The organism is Arthrobacter echini (assembly GCF_008107445.1).
Lineage (GTDB): Bacteria > Actinomycetota > Actinomycetes > Actinomycetales > Micrococcaceae > Arthrobacter_D > Arthrobacter_D echini_A.
This window is the reverse complement of record NZ_VSLD01000001.1, coordinates 561,122-577,969: the sequence shown is the minus strand read 5'-3', so window position 1 is coordinate 577,969 and position 16,848 is coordinate 561,122. Positions and strand designations below refer to the sequence as shown.

The window sequence follows — 16,848 nt, the reverse complement described above, 5'->3', positions numbered from 1 at the left end:
CCAGGGCGAGGTCGGGAGGATGAGCGTCTCACGCGCCGCCGTCGTGGTGGTTGCACTGACAGCGGTCTCCACCGTGTTCGGTTTTGTGCGCGACGTCGTCATCGCGGCCGTCTACGGCGCCGGCCCCGAGCTCGACGCCTATCTGGTGGCCCAGGGCTTGATGAACGTGGTGCTCGGCTTGATCGCCTATGCGATGGCGCGTTCCGTGACGCCCGTCGTCGCCCGGGAGGTGGCTGCCGAGGGGGAGCAGTGCCGCGGCCACCGCAGCTTCGACACCGCCATCACGGTGACCATGGTGGTGCTGGGGCTCGGCGCGATCGTCGTGGGGCTGCTCGCCGGGCCCGTGACCGCGGCCCTGGCGCCCGGATTCGAGGGTGCACAGGCGGAGCTGACGGTGACGTTGACCCGGATCATGCTGCTCGCCACCGTGCTCGTCGCGGGCACGGATCTCCTGGCTGCCGTGGCGCAGGCCCACCGGCGCGTCATCTGGTCCTCCCTGCAGGGTGTCCCCTTCAACATCATCATGATCGCGGCTGCCGGCCTGTTCGGTCCGAGATACGGTGTCCAGGCGCTCGCCGTCGGATTCGTGGTGGGATCGGCGGCCCGCCTGCTGCTGCAGCTGCCGCCCCTGAGGTCGCTCGGCCTGAGAGTTCGTCCTCGCCTCGATCTCCGTCAACCCGGCTTCCGCGAGATCGCGCGGCTCATGCCGCCGCTGCTCGTGGGCAGCGCCATCTCCAATGTGAACTCGCTCGTGGACCGCGCCGTCGGCTCGACCCTCGACGACGGCGCGATCACGGCCCTGTCCTACGGGTGGCGGCTCGTCAATCTGCCCGAGACCCTCCTGATCGCCTCGCTCCTGGTTCCGCTCTACCCGGCGCTCGGCGCAGCCGCCGGCAATCTCCCGGAGATCAGGCGGCTGGTGTCGCGGGGTCTGTCCGTGACCATCACCCTCCTCATGCCCCTGACGCTCATCCTGATGGTCGCCGCGGTCCCGCTGGCCCAGGTGGCCTACGGGCGCGGAGCTTTCTCCGACGGCGATGCCCGCTCCACCGCCGTCGCCATCGTCTGGTACGCCCCCGCCCTCGTGGCGATGGGTGTGCGGCAGGTGCTCGTCAGCACCTCCTACGCGCTCGGGGACTCGCGGGCGCCGGTGGTGGTCTCGGTCGGTGCAATGGTGATCAACGTGGTCGGGGACATCGTGCTCGCACCCGTGCTGGGGCTCGCCGGCATCGCGCTCGCCACGAGTGCCTCACTCATGGCAGCAGCTCTCGCGAACGGCGTGCTCCTCGCGCGGCGGCATGCGGCCGTCGACACCGCCGCGGCCAGGGGGCTCGTGGTGAGGGCCGCAGTGCTGGGCAGCGCGACGATCGGGGTCGGCGTGGTGATCGGGGCGCTCCTGCCGCCCGCACCGGCGCTCGTCGAGGGTGCACTGCTGGGTGGCGTGATGCTCGCGGCCTATGTCTTCGGACTGGTTCTTCTCCGGGCCCCGGAGCGGCTGGTCCCCCTCGAGATGCTGCGGGCGGTCCGACGCCGGTAGGGCGCGGGTCAGCGGCGACGGACCCGCTCGCGGGCCAGGGCCAGCGATGGTCGGGGGTCGCGCAGGCTCAGGGTACTGTGCTGCGCGGTCAGGGCCCAGCGCAGGGAGGCGACGACGTCGCGCAGAAGCCCGTTGCGGCGTTCCACACGTGCCCGGCGGAGGTCACCGGCCAACCACGAGTAGCGCCGGCCCGGCCGTGCATCCGGAAGCGTCGGTGCAGGCCCGCCGAGGGTCAGGTCCGCCCACGTGCGGACGAGTCCTTCTCCCGCCGATTCGGCAAGGGCCAACGATCCGAAGAATCTGCCGTTGAAGTCGATCAGGTGGGGGACGCCGTCGTCACCCGTCAGGAATTGCAGTTCCACGAGTCCGTGCCAGCCCAGGTCCCGGAGCAGTGCTTCGACCCTGGCGCTGAGATCCTCATCGACCGGCACGGTGTAGGCGCGGGCCGAGGCGCCGTTCGGGGTGGGCCAGAGGCGCGTGGAGACCTGCTGCGTGCGTCCGTGCAGCCGACCCTCGTGGAAGACGCCGATCAGGGCGCCGAGGCTTCCCGCGACCACCTCCTGCAGGATCGGCTGCGCACCGGCGGCGCGGATCCGCGCCACCTGCGCCACGGCGTCGTCGGTCGTGGCGAAAAGTTTCGCCTCGATCCGGAGCGACTGCGTCTGGTCGGGTGCCCAGTGCTCCTTGCACTTGACGACCACCGGTCCGTCCCACCCGGCGAGCGCCTCGTCCGTAGCGAGTTCGGTGCGAGGGGACGCCAGTCCCACGCTTGCGGCGTGATCGGCCAGGAGCATCTTGTCCAGGACGGTCTCGACGACGTCGAACGGCGGGTGCGCCACGGGCAGCGGGAGCTGCTCCCGGTACGCCGAGAGTGCAGCCATCCAGTCGTCCCCGCCGCCGAAGACGAGGTCGAACGAGCCGGACGATGCCGCGCGCCGGACGCCCTCGACGAAATCCCGACCGTCATGGCGCGGTCGCGGTACCCGGTAGCTTGCCTGACTGGCACGCGAAGAGCCGAGGACGCCCCCGCCGTCGGGGGTGCCCACTCCCACGTACCAACCTGCGGCGCGGAAGGCTCGGATCGCGGCGAGGGCGCCCCGGTCGCGCCCTGTGGCCACGATCAGCACGCGGCGCTGGGGCGGTCCCGGCGAGGCGTCGCTGGAGGCAGCGGCGTCCTTGGCGGACCGGTGGAGCATTCGATACCTCGATGGTGCAATCGGCGGGCAGACCTGCGTGGTGGGGCGCGGCGGCCTCGACGCCGCCCCTAGACAGGGTAGTCATTCCGGCGCGCAGGGGCAGCATCGGCACCGGGGTCCGGGCCGACCGGGGGCGTCACCAGCCGGGTGGCGGCGCCGGCGCCGCGCCCGGCGCCAGAGGGGTCCGACCCAGCACTGGCGTAGGCTGGAAGCCTGCGGACATGTTCGCGTCACTCCAGGCGCCGTCCGCGAGGAGGCGCAATTGGTACAACGCATGGCAGACCCTACCTATAGGGAACAGCAGTGGGATCAGCGGTACGGTCCGCAGATCGAGGACGTGAACCGGCTCTGTGACACGCTGACGGAAGCCAAGCCTGGATCCTCGGTGCCCTACATCGATCCGATCCATGATGTGGACGGCTGCAAGATCGTCAGTCTCTTCTCGAACCCCGGCGCATCACTGCCCTCCGGTTTCGTCTCGTTCGAGAACGACGACCCCAGTTCCGTCCGGATGGCAGGGATCTACGAGGCCGTGGGCCTCCGTCCCGACGCCTTCATGCCATGGAACGCCCACCCGTGGTACGTCCCGGAGGGCAAGGACCGGGCCCTGACCATGGACCAGATCTCCGACGGAGTGAAGCCGCTGCTCTCGTTCCTCCAGCAGGTGCCGCGCGCGTCTGCCCTCGTTGCCCACGGCGCGGACGCGCACAAGGCTGCGCGCAGGCTCATGAAGCTCGAGAACCGGGCGATCGTCAAGCGTGGCTTCAAGATCTACGAGGTCCGGGCACCGGGAGAGCGCGCCTTCAAGGGCACGCCCGCCAACCAGGAACTGTGGCTGAAGGACATCCAGTCCGCGTATACCGACGCGATGGGCAGAGCGGGCATCCGCGCCAGCCAGTCGATCTGAGGGCGGTCACCGGAAGCCGGCCAGGGTGGGCGGGCCGCCCCATCGGTGCGGCTCGCGCACTCCCCGGCTCAGGCCGATCCGGACACGGAGCGCACAGGCATCACGTCTGCCCGCGGTGTCTCTGCGGTTCTCCTTAGGGACAGCCCGCGGAGGGTCGCCGTGATGTCCTCGAGCGATTGCTGCACCCAGGCGAAGGCTTCGTCGTCAATGCTGCGCGCCTCAGCTTCCGGCGCGGCGAAGCGGTGTGCCAGCGTAAGGCGTGCGATCGCTGCCTCGAGGGCTCCGAGCAGCTCGTTCGACTCGTCGGCATGACGATCGGCAAGGGCGGCGAAGCCCTCGGCGTCCTTGCCTCCGGGCATCATCAGGAGCCGCGACCGGCGGCGCCCGGACAGGTCAGGCGTCATGGCGGGCGGGCGCTGCTGGGGCATCTGAGACCTTCTGTGAGTCATGTAAACACCCGGACCGTTCCAGGGTGCGCAAGCATGGACCCGTCAAGTGTGCCATTACTGCGGAACGTCGACCATCACCGTGGGCACAGGATCGCCGCAGCATACCGGTCGGTGGGGTCCGAGAGCCGCTACTCCCCGTCCTTGCTCGTCAGGTAGGTGGATCCGTCCGCGTTGCGCACCACGGTCCACTGCTGGAGTTGCTCCTGGCGGGTCCGCTGCGCATCATCGTCGAGATAGACCACCGGCCCCGCCGTCGAGCCCTGCTGTGCGGGGCCGAAGAACATGCGGAGCGTTCCCGTCACTTTCATGAAGCGTGCGGAGAGGGATGTTCTTCTGTTCACGGTGTGTTCCTTCGCGACGATGCAGGGTCACGGTCCGGCGTTGCGGACCGGGTCGGTCACCGCGGTGCCGTGCGCGGGCCGCCCTCGCGACTCCGTGCGGCGGTGTCCTGACTCTCAGGGTACCCACGGTCCGACGACGGTATCGCTTTCCTGCCTCCTGACGCGGTGCGGTTGTAGCGTGAGGGAGTGCCTGCGCTGACGTGTCCGCTGATTCCCCTCGACGCCGTCCGGGTGGGAGAGGTGACGATCGTGCCGGATGCTGCTCGCCCGGTCGCGGCGATCATTGCTGCGGACTCGACCGTGGGCTGGGTGGTGTGGCCCGATGCGCCCATGCCCGACGGGGCGATCGGCGAAGCGCGCCTGTGGCCCACCTCGACCGGAGCATGGCTCGTCTACACGGCCGAGGACGATGACGATCCGGAGCTGTGCCGGCAGAGCTCAGCCGTGTTCATTACGGCTCAGGGAGTGGGAGCGGCCTGCAATCTCGGTGTGGGTCATCTGGTAGGGGCCGACGACGGCGGACTGTGGGTCGGCGCCTGGTCGGCATCACGACCGGTCCTCGAGGACGATGACGAGGAGTCTTGGGAGGCCGACCTCGAGCGGCAGCGACATGCGGTTGACACATGGACCGACCGGCTCGAGTTGAACGGGGTCGACGGCATCGAGTGGCCGCTGGCGCCGGTCACCGAGGAAGCCCGCAGCTTGGCCATCACCAGGATCCGTGCCCGGTTCGAGGGCCTCGGGGATCCCTACCTCCTGTGGACGAGCGACGATCACGTGGTGCGTCGCTCGCCGAGCGAGTACCGAGCTGTGGAGGTCGTCGAATCGGGTGAATGGCCCGGAACGGAGATCATCGTCTCGTTCGAGCATCGCCGGGTCCACGATCTGCGCCTGAGGAGGCGGTACCGTGTATTCGACGACGCCGGACGCCCGCGCACCTGGGCTTACGCCACGGTCCACCTCGAGGAGGACATCGCCACCGGTGCTGTTCCGCCCCGCTCCGCAGCAGTGGACGGTGTCCTCGAGGTCTGACTGTCCTGCCGGGCTGTCCGGGTTGCCGACCGTCAGCGTGCCGTGTGGTCGATGCCCACCTGATCCACCTTGCGGTGGAAGTGCATGCCGGCCTTGCCGCCCACGAGTGCGGCGATGAGCGGGACGATGACGGCGATCGCGAGCCCGATCAGGCCGCTGGTGGTCAGGGCGCTGCCGTCCACCGGGATGGAGGGGACGCCCTCGATGTTCGAGAGGACATTGAACTGGTCTCCCGCGATGGCGGCGAGGATGGCCAGCACGACGGCGATGATGATTCCCCACAGCCACACGGCCAGTCCCTGTTTGGCGCCGTCGAAGCGTGCCATGCGTCCGGCGACGTAGCCGCCGCAGTAGTAGGCGATGAAGAGGATGACCGCCAGGATGATCCCACTGACCACACCGATGGTCTGCGCGTTCTCCTGCGCCTGGTTCGCGGCGTCGTTCGCGCTGGAGGTGTTGGCTGCTCCGACGCCCACGCCGATGGCTGCGGCGATGGTGCTGAGAATGACGGTCAGGCCGATCGCGGTCAGCCAGCCGAAGAAGGCGGACCCGAACTTGATCCCGCCGAAGCGTTCCTTCTCGGCTGCGACGACGTCGTTCCGCCGGGCTTTGGGGGTGCTCGCACCTGATGTGTTCGATGACGCCATGGGGATCATCCTCCTTCTGCTGGTCCGCCCTCGGGTGAGGACGACACTTCAATCAGTACCCTTACTACTTTGGGGCGCGGGGACGTTCAGAGCAAGTCACGGTTCGGGATGCAGCGACGACGGGGAGTATTTGACCGGACGACCTCGGGTGACGCAGGGGCGCTGTTGTCCACCACGACTGTTGCGCGCTCCCACGGCTGAGTGGCATCGAGGTAGAGCTGCTGCCCGTCGACATACCGACGCATACTGGGATGATCCGGATCCGGGTTGCTGCCGTCCCGGACCGCCATGCGCGCAGCGGTCACGGTGAACGGGACATCGAGGAACACCGATGCGTCCCAGTAGCCGATCAGCTCGTCGCGGTGCAGGAACATGCCTTCGACGACGACCAGCGCTTCTGCTGGAGCGTGGACCTTCGGAGACGGTGCGGTCCGGTCAGCCACGGGGTCGTAGGACGCAGGCGAGTACCAGCCCTCTCCTGCGGGACCGAGGGGCTCGAGTACCAGCTCGTGCAACGCCGTGTAGTTGTAGGTGTCCTTCCAGAATCCCTCCGGTGAATTCCGGCCCCTCGAGTATCTGATGTGGGTCGGGTTCAGGAAGTTGTCCGCATGGATGACTATGACCGGCCGATCCCGAACGGCCGTGGCCAGTTCAGCGGCGAACGTCGTCTTCCCGCTGCCGTCGACCCCGTCGATGGCCATGAGGCGACCGTCGACGCCGACAGCGGCAAGAAGATCGTTGCTCAACATCTCCATGAACCGGCCCACACCGCCATCCTCCCCGAAGGGACGACGTCGCCCGTACCGAACAGTTCCTTCGAATCGGGCACCTCGACGCATCATCATTCGTCATTCTCGACTTTCACTCCTCAGGGAGCGGTGAGAGTGAGATCCATAGACCCGGAGTGGTGCTCATCGTGATTACCTTTCGTCTATCGACAGGACACCGCTCACGGTTCCGCACCAGGCGCGGTGTGTCCAGCCTTCAGCAGCTCTAGTTGAGGGCCAGTGCGAGGCCGAGCATGGCGAGGGCGAAGATCGGGAAAAGCCAGTTGGTGACGTGGACAAACACCTTTGCTCCCGTTCCGCTGCTCGTCGACCTGGCAAGCGGATCGATGATGTCGTCGTCGCTCGCGGAGTGGAAAGTCCGAATGGTGCTCACCGTTGACTGCGCAATCATGACTAGGGCGCTGCCGATGACCCATGGAAAGGGATTGACTGCGAGCCACGCTTCTGCTGGAGCCGTCGGAGCTACAACTGCAGAGAGAACCCCTGCCAGCGAAGCAATCACACCAAGGGTAATGAGGACCCACACGTGGCGCATTAATGCGTCGATGTAGAGCGGCAGGAGCAGTATCAGCACCGCGGGCGTCAGCAGGAGGGCGAGTTGCGCGGGGGAGACCAGCATCTGCTCGGCCCGGACCAGGGAGATTATGGCCTGACTGAAGAGCAGGAACGCCAGCAGACCGAGGAGTGCCGGCCAGAGCGACTTACGCACCCAGTCGTGTTTCGGTTCGGCTGGGAGGTCGAGCGAATCCGCGTACTCCCGTGCTGGACCGAATGCTTCCTCGGCGCTCTGGCCCGTGTCGCGCAGAAGCTCACGGACACTGGCCAGAGTGTCACCGATAGCGGTTCCGTGGACCTGGCGGATGCGGAGTTCGAGGGTGAGCTCGTCGAACCATTTCCTGTCGCTGGTCTGCTGCATCATAGGGAAGGCTCCTTCGGACGTCGTTCTGGGTCGAGGTAGTCGGTGCTGAGCTGGGTGAATCGGGACCAATCGGCGCTGAGCCGAGCGAGTTCGGCGTGTCCGCGCTCGGTGAGGTCGAAGTACTTGCGACCAGGGCCGCCGTCGCCGGCTCTCCACTCGGTCGAGACCAGGCCGGCAGTTTCGTAGCGCGTGAGGAGCGGGTACAGGGTGCCGCCCTTGACGGTGCCGAAGCCGTGGCGTTCAAGCTCGCTGATGATCGCGTATCCGTAGGAGGGCCCGGCGGACAGGGCGCGGAGGGCAAAAAGACCCAGCGTTGCCCGCAGCCAATCGCTCGGCCACTCCACGCCCCTGGGGGTATCTGCAGCTGACATCGTCACGTCCACTACTATATTGTGTGTCTAAGTAGTTAGCCTGTAAAGCCCTTCCTGAGGTTCTCTCTCAGGGCACGTCATTGACGCTCTCCGGCCCGCTTGCTTCACTGGCCGAATGCGAAAAATCCTGGTGCTCGGTGGAACAGCGTGGCTCGGCTCTGAGATTGCCCGGCAGCTGGTGGCCAACGGAGACGCCGTCACCTGCCTCGCTCGTGGAGATTCCGGCGGTTCACCCATCGGGGCTGCATTCGTGCAGGCGGACCGATACTCCCCGGATGCGTACGCGGCAGTAGCCGATCAGTCGTGGGACGACGTCGTCGAGCTCTCCTATGAGCCCGTACTCGTCCGGGGTGCGATCGACGCGCTCGCCGAGAAGGCAAAGCACTGGACTTTGGTGTCATCCGTCTCCGTGTATGCCTCGAACTCCGATGCAGGCGCCGACGAGTCCGCGCCGTTGCTCGATCCGGCCGATCTCGATGACTATGGACAAGCGAAGGTCGCTGCCGAGCAGGCTTCGCTGGAAGCGCTCGGACGCCGCCTGCTCGTCATCCGCCCGGGACTGATCGCCGGACCCGGGGACGGGAGCGACAGGTTCGGCTACTGGGTAGGGCGTTTCGCGCTCGCACAGGATGGGCCGGTGCTCTCACCTGTCGCCGAGAGCCGCGCCGTCCAGGTGATCGACGTCGAGGATCTTGCAGCCTTCATCGTGAAAGCAGGCGAGGACGATCTCACCGGTGTCATCAACGCCACCGGTGACCACCATGCCCTCGCAGACGTGCTCGCGCTCGCCGCCGAGGTTGCGGGCTTCGCAGGAGACCGGATGGTCGTAGCCGATGAATGGCTTCTTCGACACGATGTTCACTATTGGGCGGGCCCCCGATCGCTTCCTCTGTGGCTTCCCGAAGCTGACGCGGCTTTCGCCCAACGGAACAACGCCGCCTTCCATGCTGCGGGTGGCGGGTTGCAGGATCTTCGTCGAACCATGCAGCGCTGCCTTGACTTCGAGCGGCGGCTAGGACTCGACCGGGAGCGTAGATCCGGTCTGAGCAGGGCGGAGGAACTTAACCTGCTCGATCAGCTTCCGCGCTGATCACGACCGCTGCGCGAGCCCTGGAACCCGGTGATTCAGCGAAGGAGTCTGACTCTTTCCGCCTCAGCCCGAATGGACCGGGTGGAATTCCCATGCGCCGTCATGTGTTGGTCCTGCTATGACTCTTCTACCGACGCAGACAGTGCCCGATCTCGACCTCGCCCTGGTGGGCGGAGGAAGTACCGATGACTTGAAGCTGGGCACCGGAGCCGGCGGCCGCTTCAGCCTGGTGGTCTTCTACCGTGGCCTTCACTGCCCGATCTGCCGCAAGCAACTGACGGAGATCGACAAGCGGATCAATGACCTGACAGCTGCAGGAATCGGTCGCACGGTCGCCGTGAGTATGGAGACCGAGGACAGGAGCGCCCGCGTCGTCGGCGAGTGGCGCCTTGCCGATCTTCCCGTGGCCTATGGGCTGAGCGAGGAAGCAGCCCGGTCCTGGGGGCTGAACCTGTCCAAGGCCATCAACGACGGCGAGCCGGACCTCTTCAACGAACCGGGCATCTTCCTCCTGGACGAGGACGGCACCCTCTTCTGGTCGAGCACCGCGTCCATGCCCTTCGGCCGCCCGGCCCTCGACGATGTGATCGCAGGGGCTCGCTACGCCCAGGAGCAGGACTACCCGGCCCGCGGTGCCGCCTGACAGGTCGAGGGATGACGACCGGCGGAGGCTCCTGCTCGCAGCCGAGGAGATGACGGGGCCGGACCGCCCTGAGGCGTCCGGCCCACATGGATGAGCAGCCCGTGCTAGGTGAAATTCTCCGTGACGAGGAAGGCTGCGCCACGGCGGACGAGCTCCTCGAGGACCTCGAGATCGACGCTTGCCAGCGACGTGATGTAGAGGCAGCCGACACCGCGGCGGTGCTTGCCGAGAGATTCCAGGAGTTCGTCCGAGGAGGGTGCGGCCAGCAGGCCGTACAGCGCCAGTGCGGAAGCCCTCGGGGAGAAACCGACGGCGAGGGAATTATTCTTGTGGCCCGAGGGATATGTATAGCGGTACTCTCCGAATCCGATCATCGACGATTCCCACATCACGGGCGGCTCCCCGGTGACGGACTCCATGAGCCCCAGCAGGGTCAGTGCGTCGGCCCGCCGCCGCGGATGCTCGACTGCCTCGATGAACGCCCTCGGGTCCTCGGACGTCGGTTGGGTCAGGAGTTCCGCCATGTCTGATCACTCCTCCACCGGCTGCGGATCGGTGTATCCACTCTAGACCCCGCCGCGGAATGGACTGGTGGCGCAGCAGACCCATGACGGTCAGAAACGGGGGAGGTCCGTGGTGGACTGAGCACATGACGATCGACGAACCAGAAGCAGCAGCCCGGTTCCTCGCGCCCGAGCTGCCCCGACCCGTGATCATGGACCAGCGCTGGGCGGACGCCGTCTTCCTCCATTGGCGGATCGACTCCGCGGCCGTGGCACGGTACATGCCCGCCGGCGTGGTCCCCGACGAGGTGGACGGCTCGTCCTGGGTGGGTCTGATCGGTTTCCGCATGGTGGGCGCCGGTCTGGGCCAGGGGCTGCCCGTCCCGTACTTCGGTTCGTTCACCGAGATCAACGTGCGGCTGTACTCGCGTGGCCCCGACGGAACCCGCGGCGTCGTCTTCGTCACCCTCGACGCCTCCCGCCTCGCCGTGGTCCTCGCAGCCAGGGCCGGCGGCATCCCCTACGTCTGGTCGAAGTGCTCGCCCATTCACAACCAGCGTAAGTACGGGTACGACGTCGTCCGCTTCCGTGGCCAGGCGACATCCCGCTTCGTCGTGGAGCCCGACACCGCCCGGACTGCGGATGACACGGTGTCCCTGGAGCTCACGGCACGCTTCGGCCTGCACAGCACCCTGGCCGGCCGGACGCTCTACATCCCCAACACGCATACACCGTGGCCGCTGCACCCAGCGACCATCACCGGTCTCGACGACGGCCTGCTCGCCGCCGCGGGACTGATCGTGGACGGCCCGCCCCACTCGGTGCTGTTCTCGCCGGGTGTGCAGACGCAGTTCGGCCGGCCCCATGTGGTGGCCGCGGACTGAGTGGGTCGGCGGACCGCGTGGGTCAGCGGAGCGAGATGCCCGAGGGCCGGATGCTCAGCGTCTCGATGGCCGATTCCCGTGTGGTGTCGACGGCCAGCCGTACCGCCTTGGCCACCTGGTCGGGCTGGATCCACGCTTCGGCGCTGTACTCCTTGCCCTCCCACGCATGCAGCTCCTCCTGCATGTCGGTGGCCACCCGGCCCGGATGGATGGAGCTGACCCGCACACCGTGCTGCCGCTCCTCCTCGCGCAGTGCATCGGTGAAGGCGCGCAGCGCGAACTTCGTTCCGCTATAGATCGCCGAACTCGCGCCGGAGGTGTAGCCCGAGCCGCTGTTGATGGTGACAACCTGCCCTCCGGCCGCACGCAGGACCGGCAGCAGTGCACGAGTCAGGGCCGCGACGGCGAACAGATTCACCTCGAAGCTCTCCCGCCAGGCGTCGTCGGTCAGTTCCGCGACCGGGCCCATGCGCAGGATCCCGGCGGAGTGGATCAGGACGTCGAGCCGATCGATCCCGGAGACCGCCGCTGCCACCTGTCCGGCGTCGCGCAGTTCCGCCACGAACGGCTCGGCCGAGGGATACGACGACGCCAGTTCCGTCAGCGCAGTCCGGTCGCGTCCGCCGAGCAGCAGGTGGTGGGTGGCGGCGAGGTCGTCGGCGATGGCGCGCCCGATGCCTCGGGAGGCGCCGGTGATCAGGGCGACAGGGGTTGAAGTCATGTCGTCACCCTAGCAACGCCGACGCGCGGTGCCCCGGCTTCCGTGACCGGACTGGAATGGATGCGCCGTTGACAACGTTGCGCCGGTCACACAGACTCGGGAAGCAACAAAAGTTCACTTGGAGACAACACCGCAGGAACGAGAGCCTCATGACCCAGGAACACGCCCGGACACCCGGCAGGTCCGCCTACCGCCGACTGGCCGATCAGCTCGACACCCACTCCGATGGCTACGGGCCACTCCGGGGCACGCTCGGCACCGGACGCATGGGCATGATCTGGCTCGCGGCGAATCTGGTGGTCACCACACTCCTCACCGGCACCCTCTTCGTCCCGGGCGTGACCTGGCCCATGGCCGTCGCCATGATCGTGCTCGGCACACTGATCGGCGGCTCCGTGCTGGTCCTGGTGGGCAACATGGGCACCCGGACCGGGCTCGCCACGATGTCCCTCACGAAGGGATCGTTCGGTCTCCGCGGATCCTTCCTGCCCGTCGCCGCCAATCTCGTCACACTCATGGGCTGGAGCTGGGTGCAGGCGATGCTCGCCGGCGTCACGGTGAACTTCGTGGTCGAGGAGATGACGGGCTTCTCCAGCCCTGTCCTCTTCTCGGTGCTCTGCCAGCTGCTGGTGGTGTGCCTCGCGATCTTCGGCCATGCCGGCATCGAGCGCGTGGAGCCCTGGCTGGCCCTCGTGATCCTCGTCTTCATGGCGTACATCTTCATCACGGCCTTCCTCGCCTACAGCCCCGCCGAGTTCGCTGCGATCCCGCAGGACACCGCCGCCGGGTGGACCCCCGCCGTCGTCCTCGACGTCGTGATCGCCACCGCCATTTCCTGGACCGTGCTCTCGGCGGAGTTCAACCGCCTGGCCCGCACGCAGGCCGCCGGCATGATCGGCTCCGGTGTGGGCTACGTGCTGTCCACGGTGCTTGCGATGGTCCTCGGAGCCACCGCCATCGGTTTCGTGGTGCTCGATGGCGGCGACGCGGTCGCGTTCGATCCCACCGTCATCGTCGCGATCTTCGGCGCTCCGCTCGCCGTCGTGATCTTCCTGTCCGTGATGGCCACCAACACGATGGTGGTCTACGGCATGGTGTCCTCCGTGGTGAACATGGTAACCTCGCGCCGCGTCACGTTCCTTCCCACCGCGCTCGTGCTCGGTGCCGTCTCCATCCTCGGGGCAACCTGGCTCGCACTGCTCGACCGATTCGCGGCCTTCCTCACCGTGGTCGGAGCTCTGTTCATCCCGGTCTTCGCGGTCATGCTCGTGGACTACTACCTGGTGCGGTCCCGCCACTACAACAGCGACATCCTCCGCGGTCGCGGCGGTGCGTACTGGTTCACGGGCGGTGTCAACATCGCCGCCGTCCTCGTGTGGCTGGTCGGCGCGGGGACCTCGCTGTTCCTCACGTACACCGTGCCCAGCCCCATCGGAGCGACGATCCCCACCTTCGTCCTCTCGGCGCTGCTCTACCTGGGCTGGGCCGCTGCCACCGGCCGCATCGATCGCACCGCCAGGAAGCACACGCATCTGCTGGACGAACCGGAGGTGGCGGCGGACCATGCGCATCGTTGATCTGTCCCAGCCGATCCACACCGGCATGCAGGTGTTCCCGGGTGATCCTGCTGTCACGGTGACCACCGTGGCGACGGTGGTCGAGGACGGCTATCAGGTGGCCGAGCTCCACGCCGGCTCCCACACGGGCACGCACCTCGATGCCCCACTCCATTCGATCGTCGACGGCGAGCCCGTGGACGCCATTGATCTCCGCCGCCTCGTGGGTACGGCGCGCATCGTGGACTGCGCGCAGGTGGGAGCGCACGACGTCGTCCCCTGGGCAGCGGTCGAGTCCCGGCTGGAGCGGCTGGAGGGGATCGCCATGGTGCTGTTCCGCACCGGCTGGTCGGAGCACTTCGGCGACCGGCGCTATCTCGAGCACCCGGTCCTGGCGCCGGAGATCGCCACCCGGCTCCTCGAGGCGGGGGTGACGGTGATGGGAGTGGACAGCCTGAACCCGGACCCCACCCTCGACAACGACGGGCAGTTGCCGTTCCACGCGATCTTCCTCGGGGCAGGGGGTGTGATCGTGGAGAACCTGACCAATCTGGCCGCGGTCACGTGGGACGATCCGCTGGTCTCCGTCCTCCCGCTTCCGCTCGTCGGGGGCGACGGTGCACCGGTGCGCGCCGTCGCCCTCGAACTGGACGTGCTGCCCGCCCGCTAGGGTGCTGGGCCGGGCTCGCGCGGCGCTACTCCGTGCGGGAGAGGACCTCGATCTCCTCGCTGGAGAGCTCCAGTTCGGTGGCCTGCGCCGAGTCCTGGATGCTCTCGGGCCGGGAGGAGCCCGGAATCGGGATGACGGTCGGGGCGAGCGCGAGCTCCCAGGCCAGGCAGACCTGGTGCGGGCTCACGCCGTGCCTGTTCGCCACGTCCTGGAACGGCGCGAAGTTCTCCCCGAGGTCTCCGGCCTTCTTGATGCCGCCCAGCGGACTCCACGGCAGGAAGGCGATCCCGTTCTCGCCGCAGTAGTCCAGCTCGTCCTGGCTCGACCGGAACGCCGGGGAGAACTGGTTCTGCACCGAGGCCAGGCCGCCGTCCAGGATCTCGTTCGCCTTCCTGATCTGATGCACGGTGGCGTTCGAGATACCCGCCATGCGGATCACGCCCTCGTCGAGCAGGTCCTTGAGCGCACCGATCGAGTCCTCGTAGGGCACGTCCGGGTCGGGCCGGTGGTACTGGTAGAGACCGATAGCGTCGCCGCCGAGCCGCTGCAGTGAGGCCTTCGCCGCGTCCTTGAGGTAGTCGGGGTGGCCGTTCAGGGTCCAGGAACCATCACCTGGGCGCTGCGCACCGCCCTTCGTGGCGACGAGCACACCGGAGGCGTCGGAACCGTAGCTCTTCAGGGCCTTCGCGATGAGCACTTCGTTGTGGCCCACCTCGCCGGCATCGCGGTGATACGCATCAGCGGTGTCGATGAGGGTGATCCCGGCGTCGAGCGCGGCGTGGATGGTACGGATGGAACGGTCCTCGTCGGGCCGCCCCTCGATCGACATGGGCATCCCGCCCAGGCCGATGGCGCTGACCCGGGTTCCTCCCAGTGAGCGTTGCTGCATGGTCTTTCTCCTTCGGATAGACGTGCGGACCATCGTAGACACCGTCGAGCGCGCATCGCGAGTGCCGATCTAATCGTCCAGGGTGAAGATCCTCCGGACCACGCGTCCCTCCGCGAGCGCGTCGAGGCTCTCGTTGAGATCACCGAGCGGCCGGGTGTCGGTGTGGAGCAGCTCCACGGGAAGCCGCCCGTCCCGCCACAGCTCCAGGTAGAGGGGGATGTCCCGTTCAGGGACGGCGTCGCCCATGTAGGAGCCGAGCAGCCGCCGGCCCGTACCCGCGAACTGCAGCGCGGCCGTGATGAGCTCCTGGTCCGGGTGGGGCAGGCCGACGGACACGAGGGCACCGCCGCGGGCGAGCAGCTCCAGGCCCGCCTCCATGACACGGGCACTGCCCACGGCTTCGATGACGACGTCGGCCCCGCCGTCGGTCGCCCGGCGCACCAGCTCCGCGGCGTCGTCGGGTGAGCCGGCGTGCTGCGCGCCGCACTGCAGGCCGAGTTCCTGCTTGGACGCGAGGGGGTCGATGGCGATCACCGTGGTCCCGGGGATCTGCGCGGCGGCCATGACCGCCATCAGCCCCACCGCGCCGAGGCCGAAGACCACCACGGATTGTCCCTCCTGCACGGCGGCCGTGTTCAGCACCGCGCCGATGCCGGTCAGTGCGGCGCACCCGAACATGGCGGCGATGTCGAACGGGACGTCGTCGTCGATCACCACGGCCGATTCGCGCGCCACCACGGCATGCTCGGCGAAGGCGGAGACGCCGAGGTGATGATTGATGCGCTCGCCGCCGCCTGTCTGCAGCAGTGCCGGGCCGTGGAGGAGATCGCCGCTCCCGTTGGATTCCGCGCCGCGGTAGCACAGGGCAGGTCGACCCGCCGAGCAGGCGCGGCAGGAGCCGCAGGCCGGGACGAAGACGAGGACCACGTGATCGCCCACCCGGACGTCCTCCACGCCGTCGCCCACCGTCTCGACGACGCCGGTGGCCTCGTGGCCCAGTGCCATGGGAAGGGGGCGGAGGCGGGAGCCGTTGATGACCGAGAGGTCCGAGTGGCAGAGGCTGGCCCGTTCGATGCGCACCAGGAGCTCGCCCGCACGGGGCTCCGGCACGGGAAGCTGCTCGATCCCCAGCGGGGTGCTCTCCGCGTACGGCGCGGTCCGGTCGTTGGTACGGAGCACTGCGGCGCGCATCATCGGGCTCATGGCATCCCCTCGTGGTGGAGTCGTGGTGGGGGCCAGTCTAGGCGTGGAGGATCGGCGGCGTCCGGACCCGTTCCGCGAATGCGCCTCAGGTACTCAGTTTCAGGCCGATCACGCCGCCCACGATCATCGTGAGGAAGACGATCTTCAGCAGCGAGGCGGGTTCGGTCCCCGTTGCCATGGCGTACACGACCGTGAGGGCCGCGCCGATCCCCACCCACACCGCGTAGGCGGTGCCGATCGGCAGCGTCCGCATGGCGTAGGCCAGACCGGCCATGCTCGCGGTGATGGCGATGGCGAACACCACTGTGGGCGCCAGCCTGCTGAAGCCCTCCGACCTGCCGAGGGCCGTGGCCCAGACGGCTTCGAGGACACCCGAGACGACGAGGACGATCCATGCCATGACTTACTCCCGTGGGCCGTCTTGTCGCACACCGGGTACGGCACCCCTCGTCCGGGAGGCGGTGGACACGCGCCTCGGGTCTCATGGTGTCACGAACGGGCA

Annotated in this window: 20 protein-coding genes and 1 riboswitch; of the genes, 8 read left to right on the top strand and 12 right to left on the bottom strand. The window is 67.8% G+C overall.

What is annotated here, in order from left to right:
* The first annotated feature begins 19 nt into the window (after positions 1–19).
* Positions 20–1,537 (top strand): murein biosynthesis integral membrane protein MurJ, encoded by a 1,518-nt coding sequence (gene murJ / locus FQ377_RS02730; RefSeq protein WP_148599684.1) that lies wholly within the window; start codon positions 20–22, stop codon positions 1,535–1,537.
* 8 nt (positions 1,538–1,545) lie between these two features.
* On the opposite strand, the gene FQ377_RS02725 is transcribed toward murJ, so the two are convergent.
* On the bottom strand, positions 1,546–2,733 hold the full coding sequence (locus tag FQ377_RS02725) for an ATP-grasp domain-containing protein (protein ID WP_262364227.1): 1,188 nt from the start codon (positions 2,731–2,733) through the stop codon (positions 1,546–1,548).
* Positions 2,734–3,007: 274 nt separating this feature from the next.
* On the opposite strand from FQ377_RS02725, the gene FQ377_RS02720 reads away from it, so the two are divergent.
* Positions 3,008–3,640 (top strand): uracil-DNA glycosylase family protein, encoded by a 633-nt coding sequence (locus FQ377_RS02720; protein WP_148599683.1) that lies wholly within the window; start codon positions 3,008–3,010, stop codon positions 3,638–3,640.
* 68 nt (positions 3,641–3,708) lie between these two features.
* On the opposite strand, the gene FQ377_RS02715 is transcribed toward FQ377_RS02720, so the two are convergent.
* Both FQ377_RS02715 and FQ377_RS02710 read right to left on the bottom strand, forming a co-directional pair.
* Positions 3,709–4,068, bottom strand: a complete 360-nt coding sequence (locus FQ377_RS02715) for a hypothetical protein (protein WP_148599682.1) — start codon at positions 4,066–4,068, stop codon at positions 3,709–3,711.
* Between the two features lie 149 nt (positions 4,069–4,217).
* Positions 4,218–4,430 carry a hypothetical protein gene (locus FQ377_RS02710; RefSeq protein WP_148599681.1) on the bottom strand — a complete coding sequence of 71 codons (213 nt, stop codon included), beginning with the start codon at positions 4,428–4,430 and terminating at the stop codon, positions 4,218–4,220.
* A 186-nt stretch (positions 4,431–4,616) separates the two neighbouring features.
* On the opposite strand from FQ377_RS02710, the gene FQ377_RS02705 reads away from it, so the two are divergent.
* On the top strand, positions 4,617–5,462 hold the full coding sequence (locus tag FQ377_RS02705) for a hypothetical protein (RefSeq protein ID WP_148599680.1): 846 nt from the start codon (positions 4,617–4,619) through the stop codon (positions 5,460–5,462).
* A 32-nt stretch (positions 5,463–5,494) separates the two neighbouring features.
* On the opposite strand, the gene FQ377_RS02700 is transcribed toward FQ377_RS02705, so the two are convergent.
* From FQ377_RS02700 to FQ377_RS02685, 4 genes are all read right to left on the bottom strand, one after another.
* Positions 5,495–6,109 (bottom strand): hypothetical protein, encoded by a 615-nt coding sequence (locus FQ377_RS02700; RefSeq protein WP_148599679.1) that lies wholly within the window; start codon positions 6,107–6,109, stop codon positions 5,495–5,497.
* Positions 6,110–6,195: 86 nt separating this feature from the next.
* Positions 6,196–6,876 (bottom strand): nucleoside/nucleotide kinase family protein, encoded by a 681-nt coding sequence (locus FQ377_RS02695; protein ID WP_262364226.1) that lies wholly within the window; start codon positions 6,874–6,876, stop codon positions 6,196–6,198.
* A 226-nt stretch (positions 6,877–7,102) separates the two neighbouring features.
* Positions 7,103–7,816: an LrgB family protein gene (locus FQ377_RS02690; RefSeq protein WP_148599678.1), complete on the bottom strand. Its 714-nt coding sequence runs from the start codon at positions 7,814–7,816 to the stop codon at positions 7,103–7,105.
* Positions 7,813–8,187, bottom strand: coding sequence for a PadR family transcriptional regulator (locus FQ377_RS02685; RefSeq protein ID WP_148600062.1), 375 nt, complete (start codon positions 8,185–8,187; stop codon positions 7,813–7,815). The genes FQ377_RS02690 and FQ377_RS02685 overlap by 4 nt, the downstream gene beginning before the upstream one ends.
* Before the next feature lie 115 nt (positions 8,188–8,302).
* Between FQ377_RS02685 and FQ377_RS02680 the strand changes: the two genes are divergently transcribed.
* Positions 8,303–9,277, top strand: coding sequence for an NAD-dependent epimerase/dehydratase family protein (locus FQ377_RS02680; RefSeq protein WP_148599677.1), 975 nt, complete (start codon positions 8,303–8,305; stop codon positions 9,275–9,277).
* Between the two features lie 118 nt (positions 9,278–9,395).
* Positions 9,396–9,920, top strand: a complete 525-nt coding sequence (locus tag FQ377_RS02675; RefSeq protein ID WP_148599676.1) for a redoxin domain-containing protein — start codon at positions 9,396–9,398, stop codon at positions 9,918–9,920.
* A 104-nt stretch (positions 9,921–10,024) separates the two neighbouring features.
* Here the strand turns inward: FQ377_RS02675 and FQ377_RS02670 are convergent, their stop codons facing one another.
* On the bottom strand, positions 10,025–10,444 hold the full coding sequence (locus tag FQ377_RS02670) for a DUF1801 domain-containing protein (protein ID WP_148599675.1): 420 nt from the start codon (positions 10,442–10,444) through the stop codon (positions 10,025–10,027).
* 125 nt (positions 10,445–10,569) lie between these two features.
* Here FQ377_RS02670 and FQ377_RS02665 point away from each other — a divergent pair, with 125 nt between their 5' ends.
* Entirely contained in the window at positions 10,570–11,307 is a 738-nt protein-coding gene (locus tag FQ377_RS02665) for a YqjF family protein (protein ID WP_262364225.1), read from the top strand.
* A 22-nt stretch (positions 11,308–11,329) separates the two neighbouring features.
* On the opposite strand, the gene FQ377_RS02660 is transcribed toward FQ377_RS02665, so the two are convergent.
* Positions 11,330–12,028 carry an SDR family oxidoreductase gene (locus FQ377_RS02660; RefSeq protein ID WP_148599674.1) on the bottom strand — a complete coding sequence of 233 codons (699 nt, stop codon included), beginning with the start codon at positions 12,026–12,028 and terminating at the stop codon, positions 11,330–11,332.
* A 149-nt stretch (positions 12,029–12,177) separates the two neighbouring features.
* Here FQ377_RS02660 and FQ377_RS02655 point away from each other — a divergent pair, with 149 nt between their 5' ends.
* Positions 12,178–13,605 carry a purine-cytosine permease family protein gene (locus FQ377_RS02655; protein ID WP_148599673.1) on the top strand — a complete coding sequence of 476 codons (1,428 nt, stop codon included), beginning with the start codon at positions 12,178–12,180 and terminating at the stop codon, positions 13,603–13,605.
* A complete protein-coding gene (locus tag FQ377_RS02650; protein ID WP_148599672.1) occupies positions 13,592–14,254 on the top strand; it encodes a cyclase family protein in 663 nt (220 codons plus the stop codon). Before FQ377_RS02655 ends, FQ377_RS02650 begins: the two co-directional genes overlap by 14 nt.
* A gap of 25 nt (positions 14,255–14,279) precedes the next feature.
* On the opposite strand, the gene FQ377_RS02645 is transcribed toward FQ377_RS02650, so the two are convergent.
* The 3 genes from FQ377_RS02645 to FQ377_RS02635 all read right to left on the bottom strand — a co-directional run bounded on the left by FQ377_RS02645 (position 14,280) and on the right by FQ377_RS02635 (position 16,746).
* On the bottom strand, positions 14,280–15,143 hold the full coding sequence (locus tag FQ377_RS02645) for an aldo/keto reductase (RefSeq protein WP_148599671.1): 864 nt from the start codon (positions 15,141–15,143) through the stop codon (positions 14,280–14,282).
* Positions 15,144–15,212: 69 nt separating this feature from the next.
* Positions 15,213–16,334 carry an alcohol dehydrogenase catalytic domain-containing protein gene (locus FQ377_RS02640; protein WP_148600060.1) on the bottom strand — a complete coding sequence of 374 codons (1,122 nt, stop codon included), beginning with the start codon at positions 16,332–16,334 and terminating at the stop codon, positions 15,213–15,215.
* A gap of 97 nt (positions 16,335–16,431) precedes the next feature.
* Entirely contained in the window at positions 16,432–16,746 is a 315-nt protein-coding gene (locus FQ377_RS02635; protein WP_148599670.1) for a DMT family transporter, read from the bottom strand.
* Positions 16,747–16,756: 10 nt separating this feature from the next.
* Positions 16,757–16,825: riboswitch (guanidine-III (ykkC-III) riboswitch) on the bottom strand.
* Positions 16,826–16,848: the final 23 nt, after the last annotated feature.